10 protein-coding genes and 1 pseudogene are annotated in these 22,431 nt (G+C 65.5%); 8 read left to right on the top strand and 3 right to left on the bottom strand.

What is annotated here, in order from left to right:
• Positions 1–56 precede the first annotated feature (56 nt).
• The gene (locus ACLJPX_RS35795; RefSeq protein WP_410604777.1) at positions 57–1,007 is read right to left on the bottom strand and encodes a LuxR C-terminal-related transcriptional regulator; all 951 of its coding nucleotides are present in this window, start codon (positions 1,005–1,007) and stop codon (positions 57–59) included.
• Positions 1,008–1,454: 447 nt separating this feature from the next.
• Here ACLJPX_RS35795 and ACLJPX_RS35790 point away from each other — a divergent pair, with 447 nt between their 5' ends.
• The 6 genes and pseudogenes from ACLJPX_RS35790 (at position 1,455) to ACLJPX_RS35765 (ending at position 11,461) form a co-directional block, all read left to right on the top strand.
• A complete protein-coding gene (locus tag ACLJPX_RS35790; protein ID WP_410604805.1) occupies positions 1,455–2,846 on the top strand; it encodes a serine hydrolase domain-containing protein in 1,392 nt (463 codons plus the stop codon).
• Between the two features lie 47 nt (positions 2,847–2,893).
• Positions 2,894–4,486: an ABC transporter substrate-binding protein gene (locus ACLJPX_RS35785; protein ID WP_410604776.1), complete on the top strand. Its 1,593-nt coding sequence runs from the start codon at positions 2,894–2,896 to the stop codon at positions 4,484–4,486.
• Between the two features lie 18 nt (positions 4,487–4,504).
• A complete protein-coding gene (locus ACLJPX_RS35780; RefSeq protein WP_410604775.1) occupies positions 4,505–5,497 on the top strand; it encodes an ABC transporter permease in 993 nt (330 codons plus the stop codon).
• 2 nt (positions 5,498–5,499) lie between these two features.
• A complete protein-coding gene (locus ACLJPX_RS35775; RefSeq protein WP_410604774.1) occupies positions 5,500–7,425 on the top strand; it encodes a dipeptide/oligopeptide/nickel ABC transporter permease/ATP-binding protein in 1,926 nt (641 codons plus the stop codon).
• Positions 7,422–8,141, top strand: a pseudogene (locus tag ACLJPX_RS35770) (ABC transporter ATP-binding protein); the annotation flags it as partial. The gene ACLJPX_RS35775 and the pseudogene ACLJPX_RS35770, both read left to right, overlap by 4 nt.
• Before the next feature lie 23 nt (positions 8,142–8,164).
• Positions 8,165–11,461: a serine hydrolase gene (locus tag ACLJPX_RS35765; protein ID WP_410604773.1), complete on the top strand. Its 3,297-nt coding sequence runs from the start codon at positions 8,165–8,167 to the stop codon at positions 11,459–11,461.
• A 24-nt stretch (positions 11,462–11,485) separates the two neighbouring features.
• On the opposite strand, the gene ACLJPX_RS35760 is transcribed toward ACLJPX_RS35765, so the two are convergent.
• Positions 11,486–11,695: a hypothetical protein gene (locus tag ACLJPX_RS35760; protein WP_410604772.1), complete on the bottom strand. Its 210-nt coding sequence runs from the start codon at positions 11,693–11,695 to the stop codon at positions 11,486–11,488.
• 242 nt (positions 11,696–11,937) lie between these two features.
• Between ACLJPX_RS35760 and ACLJPX_RS35755 the strand changes: the two genes are divergently transcribed.
• Complete coding sequence (locus ACLJPX_RS35755; protein WP_410604771.1) at positions 11,938–13,581, top strand: PucR family transcriptional regulator; 1,644 nt, start codon at positions 11,938–11,940, stop codon at positions 13,579–13,581.
• A gap of 309 nt (positions 13,582–13,890) precedes the next feature.
• Positions 13,891–15,684, top strand: a complete 1,794-nt coding sequence (locus ACLJPX_RS35750; protein ID WP_410604770.1) for a 1-deoxy-D-xylulose-5-phosphate synthase — start codon at positions 13,891–13,893, stop codon at positions 15,682–15,684.
• An 80-nt stretch (positions 15,685–15,764) separates the two neighbouring features.
• Here the strand turns inward: ACLJPX_RS35750 and ACLJPX_RS35745 are convergent, their stop codons facing one another.
• Positions 15,765–22,415 carry an SDR family oxidoreductase gene (locus tag ACLJPX_RS35745; RefSeq protein WP_410604769.1) on the bottom strand — a complete coding sequence of 2,217 codons (6,651 nt, stop codon included), beginning with the start codon at positions 22,413–22,415 and terminating at the stop codon, positions 15,765–15,767.
• Positions 22,416–22,431 lie beyond the last annotated feature (16 nt).

Here is a 22,431-nt window from a genome sequence, read left to right as displayed (position 1 = left end):
CCCTGCCGGGTTGCCGGGCGAGCAGGCAGGCGTTGGCGCCCGAGCAGCGGAGAGGTTCAGGTGATGACTCCTGAGCGCAAGGCGAGCAGTACCATTCTGGCGCGGTCGCCGGTGTTCATCTTCCGGCCGATACGAGCGAGATGTCCCTTTACGGTGTTGATGGACAACTCGAGGACGGCGCTGATCTCCGAATTCTTCTTGCCGTCCGCGACTAGTTCGAGTATCTCGATTTCTCTGGCGGAAAAGACTTCCCAGCGCTCCCTGTTCTCTCTGGGGGCGGCACGGGCGCCGGGTATGGGGCGCAAGCGTTTGACGGGCGAGACCCTGGTGGGCTGCGGCGTGGTTTCGGGCGGTCTGGCAGTCGCCGAAAAGGCCGGCCGGTCGGCAAGGTATGCGACGGCGTTTCGGGAGATGGCCTCGATCGCAAGGGCGGGATCGGCGAATGATGTGACAAATAAGACGCGCTTCGTGCCATTCCGGAGAAGAGTGTCGATCGCTGTGACCGCGAGCCGGGGACTGCGGCCGGCGTGGATGATCGCCAGATCGTAGCCGTCGAGTGGGTCCTCAGGGCGGATGCCATCTTGCGTCGAGTTCTCGGCGACGTCTCGAATCCCCATGCCTTTCAGGTATCTTGCCAAATTTTGCCGCCGACGGGGTTGTGGGTCGACGAGAAGCACTTGTACCATACTTTCCGGTGGCGTCTCTTCGGGAGAGGTAACAGGCGTGGGGGTGTGTCGACGCTTCCTCTTTTTCATGGTTTTCCTGAGTCTCGCGGGGGAGCTCGAACGCCGGGGAATCCGTGCTTCGCCGGCGAACTTCCCTTTCTTGTTGTCCAGGTTTCGGTGAGCACGTTCGCGGATACGGGCTCGCTCATCGGAACCTTCGGCCGTACGAAAGCCGTCTTCGGTCAAGGTGATATAGGCGTAGGCCGGAACTCCTACCGGGTCAGCGTGCCCCGTCCCTGACAGTTGCTTCACGAAGTCGTCTTCGGGCTCGACCGTGAACACCCTTGCCGTGGACTGTCTCCGTGCCGTCCGGGAAGCCAAGGTGGACCATGGTCATCCGGGCCGCCAGGTGGGAGGGGTGGACTGCCCCGGAAAGGTGGCCGTCCACATCGGCCTGGCGAGTGGGTTGTGTCCTTCGCGGCTCGTGCGCACGACGAGGCCCTTTCGAATCAGTCCGGCTTGGACGGTGAGGCGGAGGCCGGCCACATCCTCCACTGGCGGAACGTGCACGGGTCCTCCTTCGATGCCGGGTGCCGGATACCTGTCTCCAGTCTGTCCCGCGAAGACCAGACCACGCCCCTGGCCTGGTCGAACAATGGCCTTAATGTGCAGGTGGTTGCCCGTTCGCCCCGTCGGCCGGGAAAATCGTCGTTGCCGACCAAACGGGTGAGAGCATGTTGTCGCAGACGACGAACAAAGGAACGCCTGTCCTACCTAGCATTCCGGGGCATGGGAGAACTTTCTGACCTTCACGAGCGGATCCAAGAGCGACTGCCTGGGCTTCTCCGCGAACACGAGGTTCCGGCGGCGGCCTGGGCCGTACTTCGGAACGGTCAGGTGATCGACGGTGCCGCCGGGATCCTGAACAAGGCGACCGGGGTCATCGCGACCCCCGACTCGATCTTCCAGATAGGCTCGATCACCAAGTTGTGGACCAGCACCCTGGTACTGCAATTGGTGGACGAGGGCCTTGTCGAACTCGACGCGCCGATCCGGGGATACTTGCCGGAATTCCGGGTCAAGGATGATCAGGCGTCCTCGGCGATCACCGTTCGGCAATTGCTCACTCACACGGCCGGTTTCGAAGGCGACATCTTCACGGACACCGGAATCGGGGACGATTGCCTGCAGAAGTTCGTCGAGGCCTTGCGCGACGTACCGCAGCTGTTCACGCCAGGCGAGAGGTTCTCCTACAACAACGCCGGCTACTGCCTGCTCGGGCGGCTCGTCGAGGTGATTCGGGGAAAGCAGTATGACGCCTGCCTGCGCGACGATCTCGTTACGCCGCTCGGACTCGAGCACGTCGCCACCGGACCTTACGAGGCGATCCTGTTCCGTGCCGCGGTCGGGCATATCGAGTCCGAACCGGGAACCGGCCATCATCCGGCCCCGGTCTGGGCGATGGCGCGTTCCAACGCCCCGGCCGGGTCGATGCTCTCGATGCGCGCGAGGGATCTGATCGAGTTCGCCCGGATGCACGTCGACGACGGCAAGGCCGTGGACGGAACCCAGGTCCTGGCCCCGGGAACCGCGGCGAGCATGCATGGACGGGCTGTCGATCTCCCGGACCTCGGCTTGATGGGTTCTTCCTGGGGGCTGGGTTTCGAACGATTCGACCGCGAAGACGGCGCGATCATCGGCCACGACGGCACCACCATCGGTCAGCGTGCCTACCTGCGGATGATCCCGGAGGCGGGGGTCGCTGTCGCGCTTCTCACCAACGGTGGGGATGGTACCTCGCTTTACCACGACATCGTCGGAGATGTCCTCGGCGAGCTCACCGGAAAGACACTGCCCGCGCTGCCCGCGCCGCCCGCTGATCCCGTTGTGATCGACGCGGAGCGGTTCACCGGAACCTACTCGACGGATCTCTACGACCTTGTCGTGAGCCAGGGCGAAGACAAGCGGATCTGGATCGAGCAGCTGCCGAAAGGATCCATCGCGGAAGGACTCGGCCTCCAGCCGGAGCGGGCCGAACTGGTGCACTATCGCGACGACATGCTGATTCCACTACTGCCCGACAATGGCTTCCACATGCCTCATGCCTTCGTCGGGGACGACGGGACAGGGCACGCGCTCTATCTCCATATCGGTCGCGCTGTTCGCCGCGCAGGCGCCTGAACCCAGGCCACTGAGGAAAAGTGACCAGACATAGAAACGGAACCGTCATGAAGCTGACCACCGCGGGCTTGTACGGCCTGTGTCTCTGCCTGGCAGCCACGCTTACCGGCTGCGGAAGCGCCTCGAACAGCAGTGAGAAGGCCGAGATCATCGACGGTGGCACGTTCACTCTCGGCCTTTCGTCGGATCCGGGAAGCTTGGATCCACAGATGGGTGCGGGGAGCGGCTTGTTCACCGTCACCCAGTTCGCCTACGACGCCCTGCTGTCCACCGATGAGAAGTCCGGTGAGATCCGCACTGCCCTTGCCAAGACATGGGAGGTCAAGGGCAACATCGTTTCTCTCACCCTCACGCCAGGGATCACTTGTGCGGACGGTACCAAGCTGACCGCCGGGGCCGTCGCGGACAATCTCAACTTCATCACCGAGCCGAAGAACCAGAGCCCTTTCCTCGGAACCTTTTTCCCGCCCGGCGCCAAGACCGTCGGTGATGACTCGGCGGGCACCGTGACCATCACACTCGCGCAACCCGCTCCCTTCATCCTCAAAGGACTGAGTGGACTGCCCATCATCTGTCCCGGTGGGCTCACCGAGCGGGCCTCGCTGAAGTCGGCCACCGCCGGCACCGGTCCCTATAAGCTCAGCGAGGCCGCACCCGGCGATCATTACACCTACTCGATTCGAGAGGGTTACACCTGGGGGCCTGGAGGAGCGACCACGGCGACCAAGGGGCTACCGAAGACCGTTGTGATCAAGGTGGTCCAGAACGAGTCCACGGCGGCGAACCTCTTGCTTTCCGGCGGTTTGAACGCGGCCCAGATCGCGGGCCCCGACGCCGAGCGTCTGGAGAAGGCGGGGCTGTTCTCGGCGGATACACCAGGGCTGGTGGGCGAGCAATGGTACAACCATCGTGCCGGCCGTGTCACCGAGGATCCCCAAGTCCGGCTGGCACTGACCAAGGCACTGGACCTCGCCCAGTTACAGAAGGTGCTCACGTCGGGCCAAGGCGGCCCCGCCACCACGCTCGCTTCGAATGAGCCGGTCGCCTGTCGCGGTGACTCGATCTCCCGGTCCGTGCCCGCTCGGAACCCACAGGCCTCGGCCTCCTTGCTCGACGAAGCGGGATGGAAGGCCGGCCCCGATGGAGTCCGTGTCAAGAACGGCAAGCCGCTGTCGCTGAACTTCCTGCACCAGAACAACAACGGCTCAGGCGGTGACGCGGCGGCGGAACTCGCGGTGCAACAGTGGAAGGCGGTCGGGGTCCAGGCCACGGCGCGGAGTCAAGACGAGACGACGCTGACCGGAACCCTGTTCGGAGCGGGTGATTGGGATGTCGCCTGGGTTTCCTTGAACGTCAGCACGCCGGATCAGTTGATCCCGTTCCTGTCCGGACCGGCGGCCCCCGCGGGGAACAACTTCGCCGCCATCGCGGATCCCGACTACGACAAGGCAGTGCGGGTGGCGATGACCACTCAGGGCACGACCGGCTGCCAAAGCTGGCTCGACGCGGAAGCGGGCCTGGTCGCCAAGGGAGCTCTCGTGCCCTTCGCGAGCAAGCCTGTTCGCACCTTCGGTAAGGCCGCAGAGTTCCAGGTACCGGGACAGCTCGTGCCGACGAGTATCCGCATGCTGGCCAAATGACCAAGGATGGCAACGCACATGTCGGTCGAGACGATCGCTCCTGGTTCGCCGTCCAAAGCCCCGGCAAATCCGTGGGTCCGGTACGGGATCCGGAGGTTCGGACGCCTCCTGGGTTCGCTCTGGGTCTTGGTGACGGCCTCGTTCCTGATGTTGCACTTGATTCCCGGAGATCCGGTGCGGGGCGCGCTCGGGCCTACCGCGCCGGCCGAACTCGTCGAGGCACGTCGTGAAGCCCTGGGGTTCAACGACCCGATCTTCGACCAGTATCTGGCGTACCTGAAAAGATTGTTCACCGGTGACTTCGGGACTTCGCTCGGTTCGCAGCTCCCCGTCGCGGACATCCTCGCGCAGAGGCTTCCCGCGACGTTGACCCTCGCCGCGTTCGCATTCTTGACCGCTGTGGTGATCGCGATTCCGCTCGGAGTCACGATGGGCGTCCTGACCAGGCGGGGGCGTGGGCGGCGGGCAGAGCTCGCGTTCACCACGGGCAGCGTGGTCGTGGCGACGATCCCGGATTTCTTGATCGGGGTCGCGCTCGTCTATCTTTTCGGGATCCGTCTGGAGCTGCTCCCGGTCGCGGGGAACGACACGGCCGCGGCCCACTTGCTGCCCGTGCTGTCCCTGGCGATCGGTCCCGCGGCTGTGCTCGCGCGGATCGTCCGCGTCGAGATGGCCGCTGTGCTCGAGGCGGACTACGTGCGAACGGCGAAGGCGAAACGCCTTCCCGCTCGTAAAATCTATCTGGGACATGCTCTTCCGAACGCGGTCACCGCGTCGCTGACCTTGGGGGGCCTCCTCTTGGGAGCCCTTGTCACCGGCACCGTCCTTGTCGAGAACGTCTTCGCCTGGCCGGGATTGGGCAGCACGATCGTCCAGTCGATCCTCACCAAGGACTACCCGGTCGTGCAGGGCATCGTGCTCGTATACGGCCTCGGAGTGCTGCTCATCAACCTCGTCGTGGACGTCGCGCTCGCCTTGCTCGATCCGCGCTCGAAGATCCGGGAGGTTTGAAGATGCTGGAACGCTGGGCTCGGACACTGCGCACCCCGCTCGGCCTCACAGCCGCCGGTCTGGTGGCCGTGGTGCTCGCCCTCGCTGTCTTCGGGCCCCTTGTGTGGGGGGACGCGGCCGAAGCCGTCAACACCGAGAACATCCTCGCCGACCCGTCCTCGAGGCACTGGGCGGGCACCGACAACCTGGGCCGGGACATCCTGGCGAGGGTTGTCGTCGCGAGCCGTCTTTCCCTCCTCCTCGCACTGCTGGCGGTCACGATCACGGTGGCGGCGGGGCTGGTACTCGGTACGGCGCCGTTTCTGCTCGGCAGGCGGTCCGGGCGGCTGGTCTCGGCGGCGGTCAACATCGCGGTGGCCTTTCCCGGGCTCCTGCTGGCACTGTTCTTCGCCGTCGTTTTCGGGGTCGGCGCGACAGGCGCTGTCCTGGCCATCGGTCTGGCCGGCGCGCCCGCGTTCGCGCGCCTCATCCAGACCCTCGTCGCCGGAATCACGGCGAGGGAGTACGTCGCGGCCGCCCGGACCGTGGGGATCGGGCGATTCCGGATTCTGATCCGTCATGTGCTGCCGAATATCGCCGAACCCCTGGTCGTGAACGCCACCATCGGCGCGGGGACGGCGCTGCTTTCGTTCGCGGGGCTGTCGTTCCTCGGCATCGGTGTCCAGGCGCCCTCCTATGACTGGGGAAGGCTGCTCTTCGACGGGATCGCCGCGATCTACGGCAACGCTCTCGCGGCCTTGGTCCCGGGCGCCGCGGTCCTCGTGGCCGGACTGGCGTTCAATCTGTTCGGCGAGTCGATTGCCAAGGGACTTGGCCTTTCCACTGAACTCGGCGTCCGAAACCTGGCGCTGCCCCGGCGCAAGCCGGTGGATGGCCCTGAGTTCCCCGAGCCCGGCACGACCACTCCAGACGTTGTGCTCGAAGTCCGCGATCTCGAGGTCACCCTGCCCGGCGCACACGGTCACGTCCGGCCGGTCCGGGGAGTGTCCTTCACCGTCCGTCGTGGGGAAGCGGTCGGCCTCGTCGGAGAGTCGGGTTCCGGCAAATCCCTGACCGCGCTGGCGATCACGAAACTCGTCGCGGAATACGGCCGGGTGGACGCGTCCAGGCTGGAACTGCTGGGGAACGATCTTCTCGCCCCGGAAACCGCCGTGCGGCGCAGGGTGCTCGGCACTTCGATGGCGATGGTCTTCCAGGATCCGTCGACCGCCTTCAACCCGACCCGTCGAATCGGTCGCCAGCTCGCGGAGGTCGCCACCGAGCACCACGGGATGAAGCGCTCCGAGGCGATGAATCGTGCGGTGGACAGACTCGAGGCCGTACGGATTCCCGGAGCGGAACGCCGAGCCCGCCAGTACCCCCATGAGTTCTCGGGCGGAATGCGGCAGCGGGCGATGATCGGAATGGGAGTGATGGGATCGCCGGCACTCATCGTCGCGGACGAACCGACCACCGCGCTCGACGTCACCGTGCAGGGCCAGGTCCTCGACCTGCTCTCCACCATCCGGAGGACCGACGACGTCGCGCTCATCCTGATCAGCCATGACGTCGCGGTAGTCGGGGAGGTCTGCGACCGGGTGATGGTGATGTACGCGGGACGGATTGTCGAAGACCTTCCAGCTGCCGGCCTGCGTGGCCTCGCGCGGCATCCGTACACCCGTGCCTTGATCGAGGCGGTGCCGGATATGAACACCGACCTGGACAAGCCGCTCGCGACCATCCACGGCCGGCCGGTCACCCCGGCGGACAACCCGGTCGGGTGCGCCTTCGCCGCGCGTTGCCCCCTCGCGGACGATCTCTGCCATGCCGAGGATCCGCCCTTGGCGGCGCGACCTGATCTGTCGGACGGCCACCGCGTCGCGTGCTGGCACGCAGACGAGCCGCTGCCGTCCGAACGGAACTCCGGAGAGCTGGTGAAGGCGCCGTGAGCGAACTGCGCTTCGAAGATGTCACGATCCGCCACGGTTCCGTGATCGCGGTCGACAAGGCCAACCTGACCGTGCCCACGGGCGCGGTGGTCGGACTCGTCGGCGAATCCGGCTCGGGCAAGTCGACCCTGGCCGCGGCCGCTGTCGGGCTGCGTCCCTTGACCTCAGGCCGGATCACGTTCGACGGCGCCCCAGTGCCGACCCGGGGGAGAGCACGTCCGGTCCAGATGGTCTTCCAGGACCCGTATTCCTCACTCGACCCGCGGATGACGGCCGGCGACAGCATCGCCGAGGGGATGCCACCCGGACGTAGCCGCACCGAGCGGAGGGCCGAGGTCGAGCGGCTTCTCGAGTTGGTACACCTCGACCCGGCGCACGCCCGGACACTGCCGTCGCGGCTCTCCGGCGGGCAGCGCCAGCGGGTAGGGCTGGCCAGGGCGCTCGCCGCCGAACCTCGGGTGATCATCGCCGACGAGATCACCTCCGCGCTGGACGTGTCGGTCCAGGGAGCGGTGCTCAACCTGGTCCGTGAACTCCAGCGCGACCTCGGCCTGTCCCTTTTGTTCATCACCCACAACCTCGCTGTAGTGCGCTATGTGGCTTCGCATATCGCGGTCATGCACAGCGGTCAGATCGTCGAGCAGGGTCCCGCCGGGCAGGTACTCGCCGACCCCGTCCACGAGTACACCAAAGAACTTCTAGCCGCCATTCCGGGGCGAACCGCACGAAGGAGTCGAGTATGACCAAGCGACCGTGTATCGAAGACCTCGCCGATGTCGCGATCCCTTCGCAGCCATCGTTGTCGTCCGACGGCGATCGGATCGTCTACGTATTGCGTACCCAGGATGTCGAGCTCGACCGTAATGTGGATCAGCTGTGGGTGGTGCCGGTCGAGGGCGGCTCCTCCCGCCGTCTCACCGCGGGCCCGGACGACACCGCGCCGGCCTGGTCGCCCGACGGTGGCAAGATCGCGTTCTTGCGCGGTGGGCAGCTCACGCTCCTCGAGCCCGGAACGATCGACGCCGAACAGCTGACCGAGTTGCCGTTCGGAGCCGGTGCCCCGGCTTGGAGTCCGGACGGTCGTCGACTCGCCTTCACCGCGCCGGTCGCCCCTTCCGGTGGAGAACGGGTCCCAGCGGGCTCGGACGCCATCGATTACCAGCGTGACGGGTGGCAGGGGAAAGGCAGGGTGCGCAACCAGCTGCATGTCTTCGATCTGGACACGCACGAGCTGCGGCAGTTGACCGACGGGCCACACGACGCGGGGGCGCCCGCCTGGTCGCCGGACGGTACGACGCTCGCTTACGCCGCTCCGGCCGAGTGTGACAACGACCTGAGTCTTCGTGTACCCGTGCAGCTCATCAGGGTGGACGTACCTCTCGCCCGGCCGCGAGTGCTGGCTTTCGCCGGAGGTGTCGTCACCACCGTAAGCTGGTTCGGCGACGGTTCGGCGCTGCTGGTGACGGGATGGACGGGGCACCCATCGGGCCACTCCAGGTTGTATCGAGTCGCGGTCTCCGATGGTGCCACCACCGACCTCGCGTCCGAAGTGGACCGCAACGTCATGTCCGGCGCGTCGGCCATGCTGGGCGACCGCCCGGCGGAGGTGGACGGCCGGGTGTGGTTCTGCTTGCGGGAACAGAGCTGGACGCATCTCTGGTCGGTTGCCTCGGAAGGTGGTCGTGCCCAGCCGCTGGTGGCCGATGACGTGCTGGTCTCAGGCCTGTCCGTCGGTGAGGGTGTCGCCGCGATGGCGCTCAGTACGTCCACCTCGTTCGGCGAGATCGCGGTCGTGGACCTTGACAGCGGTTCCAGAACGGTGCTGACCGACCACGGCGTGTCCACCGCCGGGCTCGATTTCTACCCTCGGGAAGAGAAGTGGTTCACCCTCGAGGACGGCACATCGGTGCAATCGTGGCTGATGTACGACCACGATCGACCCGGCCCGATGCCACTGTTACTGGATATCCACGGTGGACCGCACAACGCCTGGAGCGGGGCGCTGAACAGCGCCCATCTCTACCACCAGGAACTCGTCGACCGGGGCTGGGCGGTGCTCCTGGTGAACCCGCGCGGCAGCGACGGATTCGGCGAGGAGTTCTACACCGGAATTCAAGGTCGCTGCGGCGTTGCCGACTCCCCAGGCCTTCTCGAGCCGATCGACCAGCTTGTCTTGAATGGTTTCGCTGATCCGGACCGGCTCGCGGTGGCAGGGTACGGCTACGGCGGGTACATGGCCTGCTGGCTGACCGGGCACGATGCCCGGTTCGCGGTAGCCATCGCCGGCGGGGCAGCCAGTGACCTCGTCAGCTTGGGCGGTACGAGTGACGACCGGCGTTTGCTCAGCGCCTTCGAGCTCGGCGAAGCTCCTGGGGCGGATTCTGATAACTATGCCGAAATGTCGCCCTTCGCTCGGGTTGGCGCGGTCCGGACACCCACGCTGCTACTCCACGGAGCCGACGATTCGGCCTTCCCGCTCGGTCAAGCTCAGCTGTGGCACGCCGCGTTGAAGGAGCGGGGCGTTCCTGCCAACCTGGTCGTCTACCCTGACGCTTCGCACGGGTTCGTCGTCTTCGGCAAGCCATCTCACCGGATCGACTACAACCGCCGGTTGGTGGACTGGATCGAACTGCACGTCGGTCGTGACGGTCACCCCCGGGTTGACGGTGAGCACTGGCGGAGCCGGCTCGCCCACCTCGCGCGGCGGCACAAAGTCCCCGGTGCCCAGCTGGGCATCCTCCGGATCGGGAACAACGGGTTCGAGGACGAGCTGGTGGAAGCCGCACACGGAGTCCTCAGCGTTCGCACCGGAGTCCCGGCCGGCACCGATTCCCTGTTCCAGATCGGTTCGATTTCCAAGGTCTGGACGGCGACGGTGGCCATGGCGCTGGTCGACGAGGGATTGCTCGCCCTCGACACGCCGATCGCCGAGGTACTGCCGGAACTGCGGCTCGCCGATCCCAGTATCGCGAAAACCGTGACTCTGCGGCATCTGCTCAATCACACCAGCGGCATCGACGGCGACGTGTTCACCGACACCGGACGAGGTGACGACTGCCTGGCCAAGTACGTCGACGAGCTTGGCGAAGCGAGGCAAAATCACCCTGTCGGCGTTACGTTCTCCTACTGCAATTCGGGTTACTCGGTGATCGGCAGGCTGATCGAGAAGGTCACCGGGCAGACCTGGGATCAGGCGTTGCGAGACCGGCTGCTCACGCCACTCGGGTTGAGCCACACCGCCACCTTGCCGGAGGAAGTGCTTCTTCACTCCGCGGCCCTGGGCCATGACGAGCACGAAGGAGAGATGGTTCCGTCCCCTTCCTGGTCGCTGCCTCGTTCGATCGGTCCGGCCGGACTGATCACCTCTACCACCGCCGATGTTCTGGCTTTCGCGCGAATGCATCTCAGCGGTGGGGTCGCCGCGGACGGCACTCGGGTCCTGAGCGAGGAGGCCACCGCGTCGATGGCCGCACACCAGGCCGATCTCCCGGACAAGATCGTCCTCGGCGACTCTTGGGGCCTGGGCTGGATCCGGTTCGATTGGAACGGGCACCGGCTCATCGGCCACGACGGCCGGACCCTCGGGCAGACGGCTTTCCTGCGTGTCCTTCCCTGTCAGGGCATCGCCGTCGCGTTGCTCACCAACGGCGGGAACGGCCGGGACCTTTTCGCAGATCTCTACCGGGAGATCTTCGCCGAGGTCGCCGAAGTGGCCATGCCGGAACCGTTCGCGCCACCTGCCGAAGGACTTGACCTCGACGTCACTCGGTACGCCGGGGTTTACGAAAGGGCCGGGGTACGGATGGAGGTAGAGGAAGGCCCGGACGGACCGCTGCTCAGGACCACCATTCTCGGTCCCCTCGCCGAACTGGTTCCGGACCCGGTGGAGGAACTTCCCTTGATACCGGCGGGGCCCGGACTGTTCGCCCTCAAGCCACCCGGGGGCGAAACGTGGGCACCGCTCACGTTCTATGAACTGCCGAACGGCGAGTCATACCTTCATTTCGGTGTTCGCGCGACCCCGAAGGTGAGCTGAAAGCCGCGGCATGCCCCTGAGGCCTCAGTCTCGGCTCCCCGGCCTTTCATGGCTCTTCCGACGGCCAAAGATCAACGTGGCGCCACACGCGAGGGTCAGCAAACCGAAGCCGGCGCTGATGTAGGCACTCAGTCCGGCCATGGACGCGGCGGCGTTGGCCACGGCGCTGATCACGAGAACGGTCCAGAGCAACGCGCGGCGGTGGGTCTGCGGGGCATTCGATTCATCGGTCATGACAAGAACGGTAGGTGGACCGGCTTCTCAGGCCGACCCCGTCCGCGCCCGGAAAATCAGTACAGCAGGCTGTACTCCAGCAGGCTTGGCCATATCAGGCTGGATCGCAATGTGCAAGATGTAGAGGTGAAAGGTGCAGGATTCGACAAAGGAAGTCCGCTTTCTTGGGTGTGGACGACCAATTGGGTCGAAGCGCGCGTTTCCATAGGGGTATGCCCCGACCCGGAACGTCACGCCCCCGCGTGAGCCTCGAACGGATTCTCGACGATCTGGGAGCCACGCTGCTGGACCTCGCATACGGCGATGTCACCTCCACCGAGGAAGTCGGTGGCGTCGTGTTCCACGATCCGCTCGACGCGCCGGTGCTTCCCGCACGCGCTCTCGTGCTCGGGGTGGGGGCTTGCGACTCCAGCGGGATAGCCGCGCTGCTGGGTGAAGTCGGCGGACAGGGCGCCGCCGCGCTGGTGGTCCGCTCACCGGCCCCGGTGACCGACGAAATCCGCGCTGCCTCCCGGGCCTCCAAGGTGGCGTTGCTCGGATTGAACCGGGGAGTGCCCTGGGGACATCTGGCCGAGATGGTCCGGTCACTGCTTGGTGGCGCAAGTGGTGGTGTGGTCGATTCGGAATCGCTCGGCGGGCTGCCCGCCGGCGATCTGTTCACCGTGGCCAACGCCATCGCCGGTTTGCTCGACGCGCCGGTGACCATCGAGGATCGTAGTTCGCGCGTTCTCGCTTTCTCCGGCGGGCAGGACGAGGCGGACCCCGCGCGGGTGGAGACCATCCTCGGCAGACAGGTCCCTGAGCATTATTCCCGGATCCTGCGGGAGCGCGGCGTGTTTCGTGAACTGTTGCGCGGTGAAGATCCCGTCTATATCGAACCCATAGCGGACGAGACACTGCCTCGCGTGGCCATCGCCGTGCGTGCGGGCAACGAGGTATTGGGCTCGATCTGGGCGGTGGTCACCGGTCCGCTCAACGACGATCGTGACATCGCACTGCGCGAGTCGGCGAAGTTGGTCGCGCTGCATCTGCTCAGTGTCCGCGCCAGCGCCGATGTGCAGCAGCGCCTCCGGGCGGACCTGCTGAGCACTGCGCTGGAAGGAGGATACGGCGCCATAGAGGCACTTGAGCGGCTGGGACTTTCGGGACAGCCGCTGCTGGTGTTGGGGGTGACGCTCGACGAACGCGTCTCTCATTTCACCGATGGTGCCGCCGTGATCCACGACCGGCATCGCCTCGCCGACGCCTTCGCCGTGCATCTGACCAGTGTGCACCCGCGGGCGGCCGCCGCGCAGGTCGGAGCGGTGACTTATGGGCTGCTGCCGACGACGGGCGACGCGGAGAAGGCGGAATGCCGCGCTGTCCGCATACTCCAGGATTTCTTGCAACGGGTGGGCGCTCGGCTGCCGTCGATCACGGCCGTGGGGCCGATCGCGAACGGTCTGTCCGACATGGCGCACAGCCGTTCGGGCGTGGACCGTGTCTTGCGCGTACTCCGGGACGGGCACCCCCATCGACGCCTGGGCGCGTTCTCGCAACTACAAGGCGAAGCCCTGATATCGGAGCTTCGTGACTTGGCCGCTTCACGTGGCGAAGCTCCGACAGGCGCACTGGCCAAACTGATCCGGTACGACCGGAAGCATGGCGGAAATCTTGTCGAGACGTTGCGAGCGTGGCTGGACGCCTTCGGCGACGTGATCTTGGCCGCCGAGTCCGTTTACGTTCACCAGAACACCTTCCGTTACCGAATCCGGCGGGCGGCCGAGGTGGGCGGCCTGGACCTCACCGACCCGGATCAGCGTTTGCGGATGATGATCGAATTGCGGGTCCTGCATGCCAACGTACTTCCTGACACGACGGCACCCTCGGAGAGCGGGGCGTCCTGACCGGCTGATCGGCACCATGGCGACCAGCGAGGACACTCTACGTCCGCGACGCTTCGGTCCTCTGGCTTAACTCGGGAACTCCGTCTCGGCAAGAAGATCGAACGACGTGAGAGCGGATCCGGCAGAAGATCTGCCCTTGCGCGCCTGGAGTGCCCTCTTCCTGCGGTCCCGGCGCCGAGGATGATGGTCGTTCATGCCGTGCTTGGCACCGCGGCGGTCGACACGAAGAGCGGCGACGGGCCGCCGCAGGTCCGGTGTCCTCCCGGGTTCGGCGAAGGAGTCCCGGCCGTCCGGAAGAGGTGAAGAAGCGTGTCTCGAACCTTTCCAGGCCTCTCGGAACTCAAGAATCTCGACCACGCCGGTCTGGCCCGCTTGGCCGAAGAGATCAGGGCCTTCCTGATCCGGGAGGTGAGCCGTACCGGCGGCCATCTCGGTCCGAATCTCGGGGTCGTCGAGCTCACCATGGCCTTGCACCGGGTATTCGACTCACCGAAAGACAAGATCGTCTTCGATACCGGTCATCAGTCCTACGTGCACAAAATCCTCACCGGCCGGGGCGACTGCTTCGAGACACTCCGCCAGACCGGTGGGCTCTCGGGATACCCCCGGAACTCGGAATCCGTCCATGATCTCGTGGAGAATTCTCACGCTTCGACCGCACTGTCGTACTCGGACGGGCTGGCCAAGTCGTTTGGTTTGCGGGGTGAGACCGAGAGAACAGTCGTGGCGGTGGTCGGAGATGGTTCCCTGACAGGCGGCCTCGCCTGGGAGGCGCTGAACAATCTCGGAGTCAGCGGCTCGCCGGTCGTGGTGGTGCTCAACGACAATGGCCGTTCCTATGCCCCTACGGCAGGAGGGCTCGCTCGGCACCTCGCCGCTCTCCGCTCTCGCGAAGGTCAAGGTGACAGCCTGTTCGAGCTGATCGGTTTCGGCTACCTCGGGCCGATCGATGGACACGACCAGGGCGAACTGGAACGGGCATTGCGCCGAGCCGCCGCTCGACGCAGGCCTACGATCGTGCATTGCGTGACCGAGAAAGGACGCGGCTACGTCCACGCGGAGAACGACGACGCGGACCGTATGCACGCTGTCGGTGTGATGGAACCCCTGACCGGTGAACCGAAACCCGGCGCCGGGCGAAGCTGGACAAGCCTGTTCGGTGATGTGATCACCGAGATCGGTGCCGAGCACGACGAGGTCGTCGCGGTGACCGCCGCCATGATGCTGCCCGTGGGGCTCGGACGGTTCGCGGAATCCTTTCCCGAACGTACTTTCGACGTCGGGATAGCCGAACAGCACGCGGTGACCGCGGCCGCCGGTCTCGCGATGGGCGGGAGCCATCCCATCGTCTGCTTGTACGCCACCTTCTTGAACCGCGCGTTCGATCAGGCGTTGCTGGACGTCGGATTACACGGGTTACCCGTGACGTTCGTCCTGGACCGTGCTGGTGTCACCGGTCCTGACGGACCCAGTCATCACGGTATGTGGGACCTCGCACTGCTCGGTCATGTGCCCGGTATGCGTGTCGCGGTGCCACGTGACGCCAATCAGCTTTCCCTTCTGCTGCGAGAGGCCGTCGCGGTCACTGGAGGACCGACGGCGATACGGTTCCCCAAGGCCGTCGCAGGGCCGGCGATCCCGGCCCTGCGACGGATGGACGGCCTCGACCTCCTGCACCGCAGCTCCGGTATGCCGCTGCACGTCTTGGTCGTGGCGGCCGGTGTCACCGCGGCCGCGGCGCTGGAGGCCGCCGCGATACTCGAACAGCAGGGTGTCGGGGTGACTGTCGTGGACCCTCGGTGGGTCTTGCCGGTCAACCCGGCGCTCGTCCATTTCGCGGCCCGGCATCAACTCGTGGTGACGGTCGAGGACGGCGTCCGCAGCGGCGGTATGGGCTCTGCGCTCGGCCAGGCCGTCTCGGATGCCCGGGTCGCCACCCAGGTCACGAACTTGGGGCTGCCGCAGTCCTTCCTCGCTCACGGCGAGCGTGCCGCCATCCTGGGTGCCTGTGGCCTCGACGGCCCGTCGATCGCGCGAGCGGCTCTGCGTTCGCTGTCACCGGCCGCCCAGGACGAGCGGTCGGTCGAGGAAGTGGTGCTATGAGCATCGCCCTGGGTATGCCGGCGCTTCCTCCTCCCGTCCTCTCCGAGCGTCGCAAGACCCGACAGTTGCAGGTCGCCGGCCTACCCTGAAGGAAGCAGCACCGGCTTGATGGTCGTGCCGGTTCTCGCGTCGGAAACCGCCCGGTTGATCTCATCCAGGCGGTAGGTGCGGACGAGTCGGTCCACCGGCAACAGACCTTTGACGTAGAGGTCGACCAACTGCGGGATCAGCAGTTGCGGGAGGAGGTCACCCTCCAGGATCCCCTTGATCGTCCGGCCGAACAGCAGGTGAGACAGATCGATACCGACCTCGACTCCAGGCGGTGCCACAGTGAGCAGGCCGCACACGCCGCCCATCTTGAGTGCGCGCACAGCGGAGGCGATCACTTTCTGGTCGCCAGTGCTTTCCAGTGTGTAGTCGGCGCCTCCGCCCGTGATGGCGAGAACCTGTTCGACGATGTCGGAGGCGTTCCCGTCGATGAGATGTGTGGCACCCAGTTCACTCGCGAGTTCGAGCCGATCCTGCCGCCGGTTCACCGCGATGATCGGAGAGCAACCGACGGCTCGTGCGGCCATGATCGCGCTCAACCCTACGCTTCCCGCTCCGAAGACCACCATGGAACTGTTCGCGGGAGGCCTCAGCGCATTCAGCACGGCGCCTGCGCCCGTCTGCACCGCACAGCCCATTGGTGCGGCCACCTTGAACGGGACGTCCTTCGGGATGCGCACGACATTGCGAACCGAGGTCACGAGATGGGTCGCGAACGACGACTGCCCGAAGAAGTGGGCAGACAGCTGTTCGCCGTTCAGCGAAATCGGCGAACTGCCGTCAGGCCTGCTGCCGCCGAGATTGAGCTGCAGGAACTGATCACACCAAGACGAACCCCGTAGACAGTGGGTGCAGTCACCACAGGACGCGTAGGAGACCACAACGTGGTCACCCGGTTCGATGCCGCGCACGGCGGAACCGACCTCTTCCACTACGCCCGCACCTTCATGGCCTAGCACTGCGGGCAAGCCAGGCGGATAGATCTGGTCTCGGACCAAGAGATCGGTATGACAGATACCGGATGCCTCCACCCGGATCCGAACTTCCTCCGCCCGGGGAAGGTCCAACTCGACCTCGCGGATCACGAACTCCGCCCCTGCCTTCTCCGCGACCGCTGCTGTAATGGTCTTGGCCGTGGGCATGGTCCTTGGTGAAACCGCCGTTGGCGTGCCGCTGAGTGAAATCAGTTCGCAGCCTGATACGCGCAGAAGAACTTCGTTGCCGCTGACAGCTTCGTCGATGCCGTCTTCCGCATGGTGGTGCAGCGTGATCGTCGGGTGGTCGCGGGCGATCAGCTGGTCACTGCCTGCGACACGGAGTTCTACCTTCTCGACGGCTCGAGGTACCTTCACCACCTGGCGACCGCTCTCGTCCGCGCACAACACCCCGGTCCTGAGGAGACTGTCGATCAGGATTACGGGAATCGGTGACCGCTGGGCGAGGAATCGTTCGTCCGGCCGGCTCGCCTGCGGGAGCCGCCATCGTGCGCTGGAGCCGCTGGGCCCTGCCAGCCAGGCGTCCGTGGCGTGGAACATCCCGTCGAGGTGAACCGCGGCGCCCTCGAGATAGTACGGATCGGACACTTCGGCGCCGACTGAGGGCACCCTCGTGACCTGATCGGTCTCCACCGTACCGAGCACGACCGTGCCGCTGAAGTGCTCGCGTCCGGTGCGCAGTAACTGTCCACCAGGGCCTGTCACGTCGGAGGAAATGACGACGTGGATCTCGTCCTCACCGACCATCGACGCGTCCACCTGGAATGGCGATGACGGCCGTCTGCTGTCGCCCGCGTGGGGGCGCACGAACGACGAAAAGCGCAAAGAGCGAAGTTCCACCGGGACGAGGCGCGGGCGAAGCTGGATCGCGGCCTCAGCGGCGACGGCCGCGAGCACGGCGCCCGGGACGGTGGGTGTCCCTTTGACGAGGTGCTGCTCAAGCCACCCTGTTCGTTCGGCCGTCATGTCCAACGTCCATCGGGCATGCCGCGGCGTCCGCAGGTACGGCGTGTCGAGCAGGAATGACGGCGGCGCGTCGTCGGCGGTCAAGAAGAGGCCAGGGAACTGAGTACCGAACTTTTCCAGCTCGATCTGGTGGAGGAACGACACCACCGGCTCGGTTGTCCGGTGTGCCGCGATTTCGTGCGCGAAATGCCGGACTCCTTCTGCGGTTGAAAGTGGCGCCATCAAGCCCGTTCGCGCGTTGTGTGCCTGGACGAGTTCCGAGGAGCCCATCCCCGTTTCGGACCAGATGGGCCAGCCGATGCCCTGTTCGTCACGGCCTTCGACGTGGGCGCTGTACCGGGCGGCGGACGTGAGAAAGTCGTTACCCGGAGCGTAATCGGACTCGCCCGGCAGACCGACTAGTCCGGATACCGAGCCGAAGCTGCACCAGCGCCGCGGCGCCGGATCGACGAACGCCGCGCGCAGATTGTGGTATCCGGCGACTTTGACGTCGCGTATCTTACGCAAACCTTCCAGCGTGAGACGGGAGATGTCGCCACCACCGTGGAGGCCCGCCCCATGGATGAGCAGGTCGATCGAGCGCTCGACTCCCGCGATCTCGTTCGCGACCCGGCGCACATCGGCGGCGTCAGTCACATCGCAGGTCACATAACGCACGGCGTCCGCGCCACAGGAGTGCCGGAGCCTCCGCAAGGTCAGCAGTGATTCACGGGCACGCAGCAACCTGTCGAACTGGGCGCTCAGCTGAGGAACAGTGGCTGATGACTTCATCGCGCGGCGTTCGCGCAGGTAGGCGGCACGTAATGCGGGCAGTTCGGGTTCGTTGGCGCGCAGTATGTCGTCAGGGACATCGTCGAGTTGCGACGACCCGAGCAGCCACACGCGGAGGGGTACGCGTCGTGCGAGTTCTTCGACACAGGCCGCTGTGATCCCCCGCGCGCCACCGGTGGCGACCACTACCGCCCCTGGTCGCAACGGGTCGGCGTCTTCCTCGACAGATACCGGCACCTCGGCGAGTCGATATCGTTGCCTAATGCCGCCGCGGTACACGCTGAGGGGGTCTCCCCGGTGCTGCCGCAGTTCATCGTGCAGCCGCCCCCACGTTTCCGTACCGCCGCTGTCACTGAGCACGACAGCCGACAGCGAGCCCTGTAGGTCCCAGGCGAGGCTCTTCATCGTCCCGGTGAAGAGACCGGAATGAGGGTGTGGAACTCCACCTCGCAACGGATCGCTGAGGTGGACACCGAGCGATCCCCCTGTCTCGAGCTGATCTCGATAGGCGCGCGCGGCCAGGAACAGCAGTTCGTGCAGCGCCAGCACGTCAGGCGCAGGCGGCCCCGGCCAGGTGTCCGTGTCGAGGCTGCCGATCACCCGAACGTGCCGGAAGGGCCCGCTGGTCGCGAACTGGTCCTCACGAGGCCGGAGACCGTCGACCACCAGTACTTCCGCTCCGGAAGCCGCAAGTTCCCGGGGGAGTGCGCCTTCACAGCCGCGCTGCACGATGACGAGCCAGTCGTCGCCGGGTGTCGCGGGAACAGCCGGAGCGAGCGCGATCGGTTCTTCGACGAGACAGCTGACATAGCGACGGTTGTGGGCGGCCGTCGCGGTGGTCTTCAGTCCGACCTGGGGAGCTGGGAACTGTCCGGTCACGACGGCTGCACCTCCGTGCGAGATACGTTCTAGTTGAGTGAGCAAGTCGACGATCCCGTCGGCGGCGAGGTAGCTGCGCGACCGGGAGGGAGCGGTTTCCTGCCGCGTGTCGTCCGGAGGACTTGTGCTGACGTCACAGAGCACTGGCCAGCCTTCGCGCATCGCGTCGCTGCGGCGTGCGAAGGCGAGCAAGAACGCGCCCTCCGCCAGCCCGTCCTGGCCTAGAAGGGCGGCCAGATCCGGCGAGCTATCGCCGTGGAGCGCCAGTACCAGTGCCAGGTTCATCTGGCCCGATCGCAAGTATCGGCTCGCGATGTCGATCGCGGCGAGCGACGACGACGCACCGGTGTCGGCGAGCAGAACCGGGCCGTTCAGGTCATACCGGTTCGCGATGCGTGCCGGAATGACGTTGCTCATCAAACCCGGCTGGGTGTCGGGCGTCGTCGGATGCACCTCTGATCGGATCTGGGCCACACAAGCGTTCGCCGCTTTGGCGAATTCGGCAGGGTCCAGATGATCGCCCGCTGCGACAGTCAGGAGGTCGTCGGCGTAGCATCGCAGCGATGCTTCGGCCCAGGCGAGCACCGGTCCGTAGTGTGCGGCCACTACGCCCGTCTTGTCTTCGATCCCCGTCCATAGAGTGCCGTTCTCCGCGATGAAACGTTCTGCGACAGCCAAAGCCATGATTTGAGTTCGATCCAGAGCTGCCGCCGTCGCAGGTGGCATACCCAGTGCTCGAGGGCCGGGCAGTGGCATCGGTGAGCCGAAGCTGGTGGCTTCGGAGGGTGCTTCTCCTTTGCGCAGGCGGTCTCGGATGTCCGCGGAGGACGGGGCACCCGGTAGGTGCGCGCTCCACGCCACCAGCACGATCTCATCGACCAGCTGTGGTGGTTGACATCGCGGCGCCCTGGCGTCACTGGCCGCACCTTCGATGAGCTGGTGCGCATTGGTGCCACCGAACCCGAACGCGGATACGCCCACGACCTGCCGTCCCTTGACCGGCTGACGCAGCGCGGTGTCTTCAGCAGGTACTCGGACGGACGCTCCGATCGCGTGTGGCAAGGGATCGGTCGTTCCGTACTGGGCTGGCACCACCCCATGTCGCAGGCCGAGCAGCGCATGAATCACGGAGACCACTCCTGAAGACCACCCCGTGTGCCCGACGAGCGACTTACTGCTGGTGCAGACGACTTCCGTACCGTCGAAGACGGTGTTCAGGGTCTGGAGCTCCACTTCGTCGCCGACAGGGGTACCCGTCCCATGGGCGACAACCCAGCCGACGTCACTCTTCGAGAGGTCGTTGATCTCGAAGGCGCGCCGTAGCGCGAGTTCTTGACCACGCGGATTCGGCGCGTAGATCGCTTTTCCTTTGCCGTCGGCAGCTGCCCCGAAGCCGGCGAGTACGCCTAGAATCCGATCACCTCGGCGTCGTGCGTCCGAAAGTCGGCGCAATGCCACCATCGCCGAACCGTCGGAGAACATCGTGCCGTCCGCGGAGCGGTCAAAAGCGCGTAGGTCGTCTCTGCGGCTGAGACCGTTCAGCTTACCGAACAGTACGTTGAATCGAGGAGTCACCATGTACACGCCACCGCACAACGCCAGATCGCACTCGCCGGCGAGCAGCTTTTTGGCGCCGAGATCGAGCGCATAGAGCGAAGAGGAGCAAGCTGTGTCGATCACAGTGTAGGGGGTCGAAGTCGGGAGCAGACCGGCAATCGCGTTTCGCACCACACCATCCGGTAGATGACTGGAAGGGTCGCCATCGTCCATTCGATAGTGTGCGCGCAGTGCCTCACGGAGGCGATCGTGTAGTTCCTCCGGGTCACTGTGGTCCTGGCTTGCCCAATTGAAGGCGAGTCGTCGGCTGAGGCCTTCGACGACCAACGCCTGTTCCAGATGCTGATTGCCGTCGGCGCATGCGCCGATGACCAGTTCGGCTCGTTCGGAATCGAACGATGCGGGCAGCGCCTGCCGGATGGCCTGGCGGAGCCATCCGCCGGCGAAGTCGGGTTCATCGGATTTACCCAGATATCCTGCTTTGGCCGCGTAGGTACGATCCTGCTCGCCCGGGTCCGCAGCCCAAAAATGTTCCTGAGGGTAGCGATCACCGGGTTCCGAAAACGTCGGCTCGCCGCCAAGGAGCAGCTTCCAAAATCGTTCCGGGGAATCGGCTCCGGGTACCATGATCCCCATGCCGACAATGGCGACAGCGTCGTCGGAATCCTGTGGCGACGAGACCTGTTCGCTTCGCCCTCCTCGGTCGGCTGCCTCTTGACGATGTGCCGGGCCCCAAGTGCCGCCGGCTCGGGCGAGGGCTCCACCCAACGAGTTGCCCCCGTCGGCGAGTACTACCTCGCCGGTCACCCAGCCGGCGTCTTCCGAGGCCAGAAAGGCGACGAGGCCGGCAAACTCCTCGGCGGTCCCGATACGACCCAGCGGCGTTCCGGCCGCCACCGCTTCGAGCATCGACTCGCTTCCTGGGAACAATCCCACAGTGGCGCCGGCCAGCATCCTGGCGGCGGCGGCATTTACCCGAATGCCGTACTTTCCGAACTCGACGGCAAGATATCGGGTGAGTGACTCCAGTCCTGCTTTGCTGACCGCAACCGACGTGTAGTTATCGATTACGACCCGATTGCCGACAGAGGATACGTTGACTATCACCCCACCGGGTTTCGGCAATAATGGCAGTGCCGCCCTGGCGCACCACCGCGGGCCGTGAAGATTGGTGTCGAGCACCCGTTCCCAGTCTCGGTCGGTGAGAACTTCGGTTGGCTCGAATACGCCTCGTGCCGCACTGTTGATCAGTATGTCGAGTCTGCCGTGCTTCCGCGCGATCGCGGTGAACATCCTCTCCACACTGTCATGCTTGGCGACGCTGGCTCGCAACTGTTCGGCTGAACCGCCCGCACCGCGAATCAGGCGAACGGTATCCTCAGCGTCCTTCTCGCTGTGGAACCAATTCGCTATCACGTGTGCGCCACGGCGGCCGAGTTCGAGCGCGATCGCGCGACCGACACCCTTCGTACCGCCAGTGACCAGGGCGATCTTGCCTTCGAAGCCGCTACTCACTGGGCCCTCCGCGTCA

Origin of the sequence: Amycolatopsis sp. lyj-90 (assembly GCF_046549035.1) — a bacterium.
In the GTDB taxonomy this organism is placed as follows: domain Bacteria; phylum Actinomycetota; class Actinomycetes; order Mycobacteriales; family Pseudonocardiaceae; genus Amycolatopsis.
The sequence above is the reverse complement of the archived record's forward strand: the minus strand, read 5'-3'. Positions and strand labels throughout refer to the sequence as shown.

What these genes read in the sequence shown, in the direction of transcription:
- ACLJPX_RS35790 (WP_410604805.1), top strand. Translation starts at nt 1,455, where the DNA reads ATGGGAGAACTTTCTGACCTTCACGAGCGGATCCAAGAGCGACTGCCT.
- ACLJPX_RS35785 (WP_410604776.1), top strand. Translation starts at nt 2,894, where the DNA reads ATGAAGCTGACCACCGCGGGCTTGTACGGCCTGTGTCTCTGCCTGGCA.
- ACLJPX_RS35780 (WP_410604775.1), top strand. Translation starts at nt 4,505, where the DNA reads ATGTCGGTCGAGACGATCGCTCCTGGTTCGCCGTCCAAAGCCCCGGCA.
- ACLJPX_RS35775 (WP_410604774.1), top strand. Translation starts at nt 5,500, where the DNA reads ATGCTGGAACGCTGGGCTCGGACACTGCGCACCCCGCTCGGCCTCACA.
- ACLJPX_RS35765 (WP_410604773.1), top strand. Translation starts at nt 8,165, where the DNA reads ATGACCAAGCGACCGTGTATCGAAGACCTCGCCGATGTCGCGATCCCT.
- ACLJPX_RS35760 (WP_410604772.1), bottom strand. Translation starts at nt 11,695, where the DNA reads ATGACCGATGAATCGAATGCCCCGCAGACCCACCGCCGCGCGTTGCTC.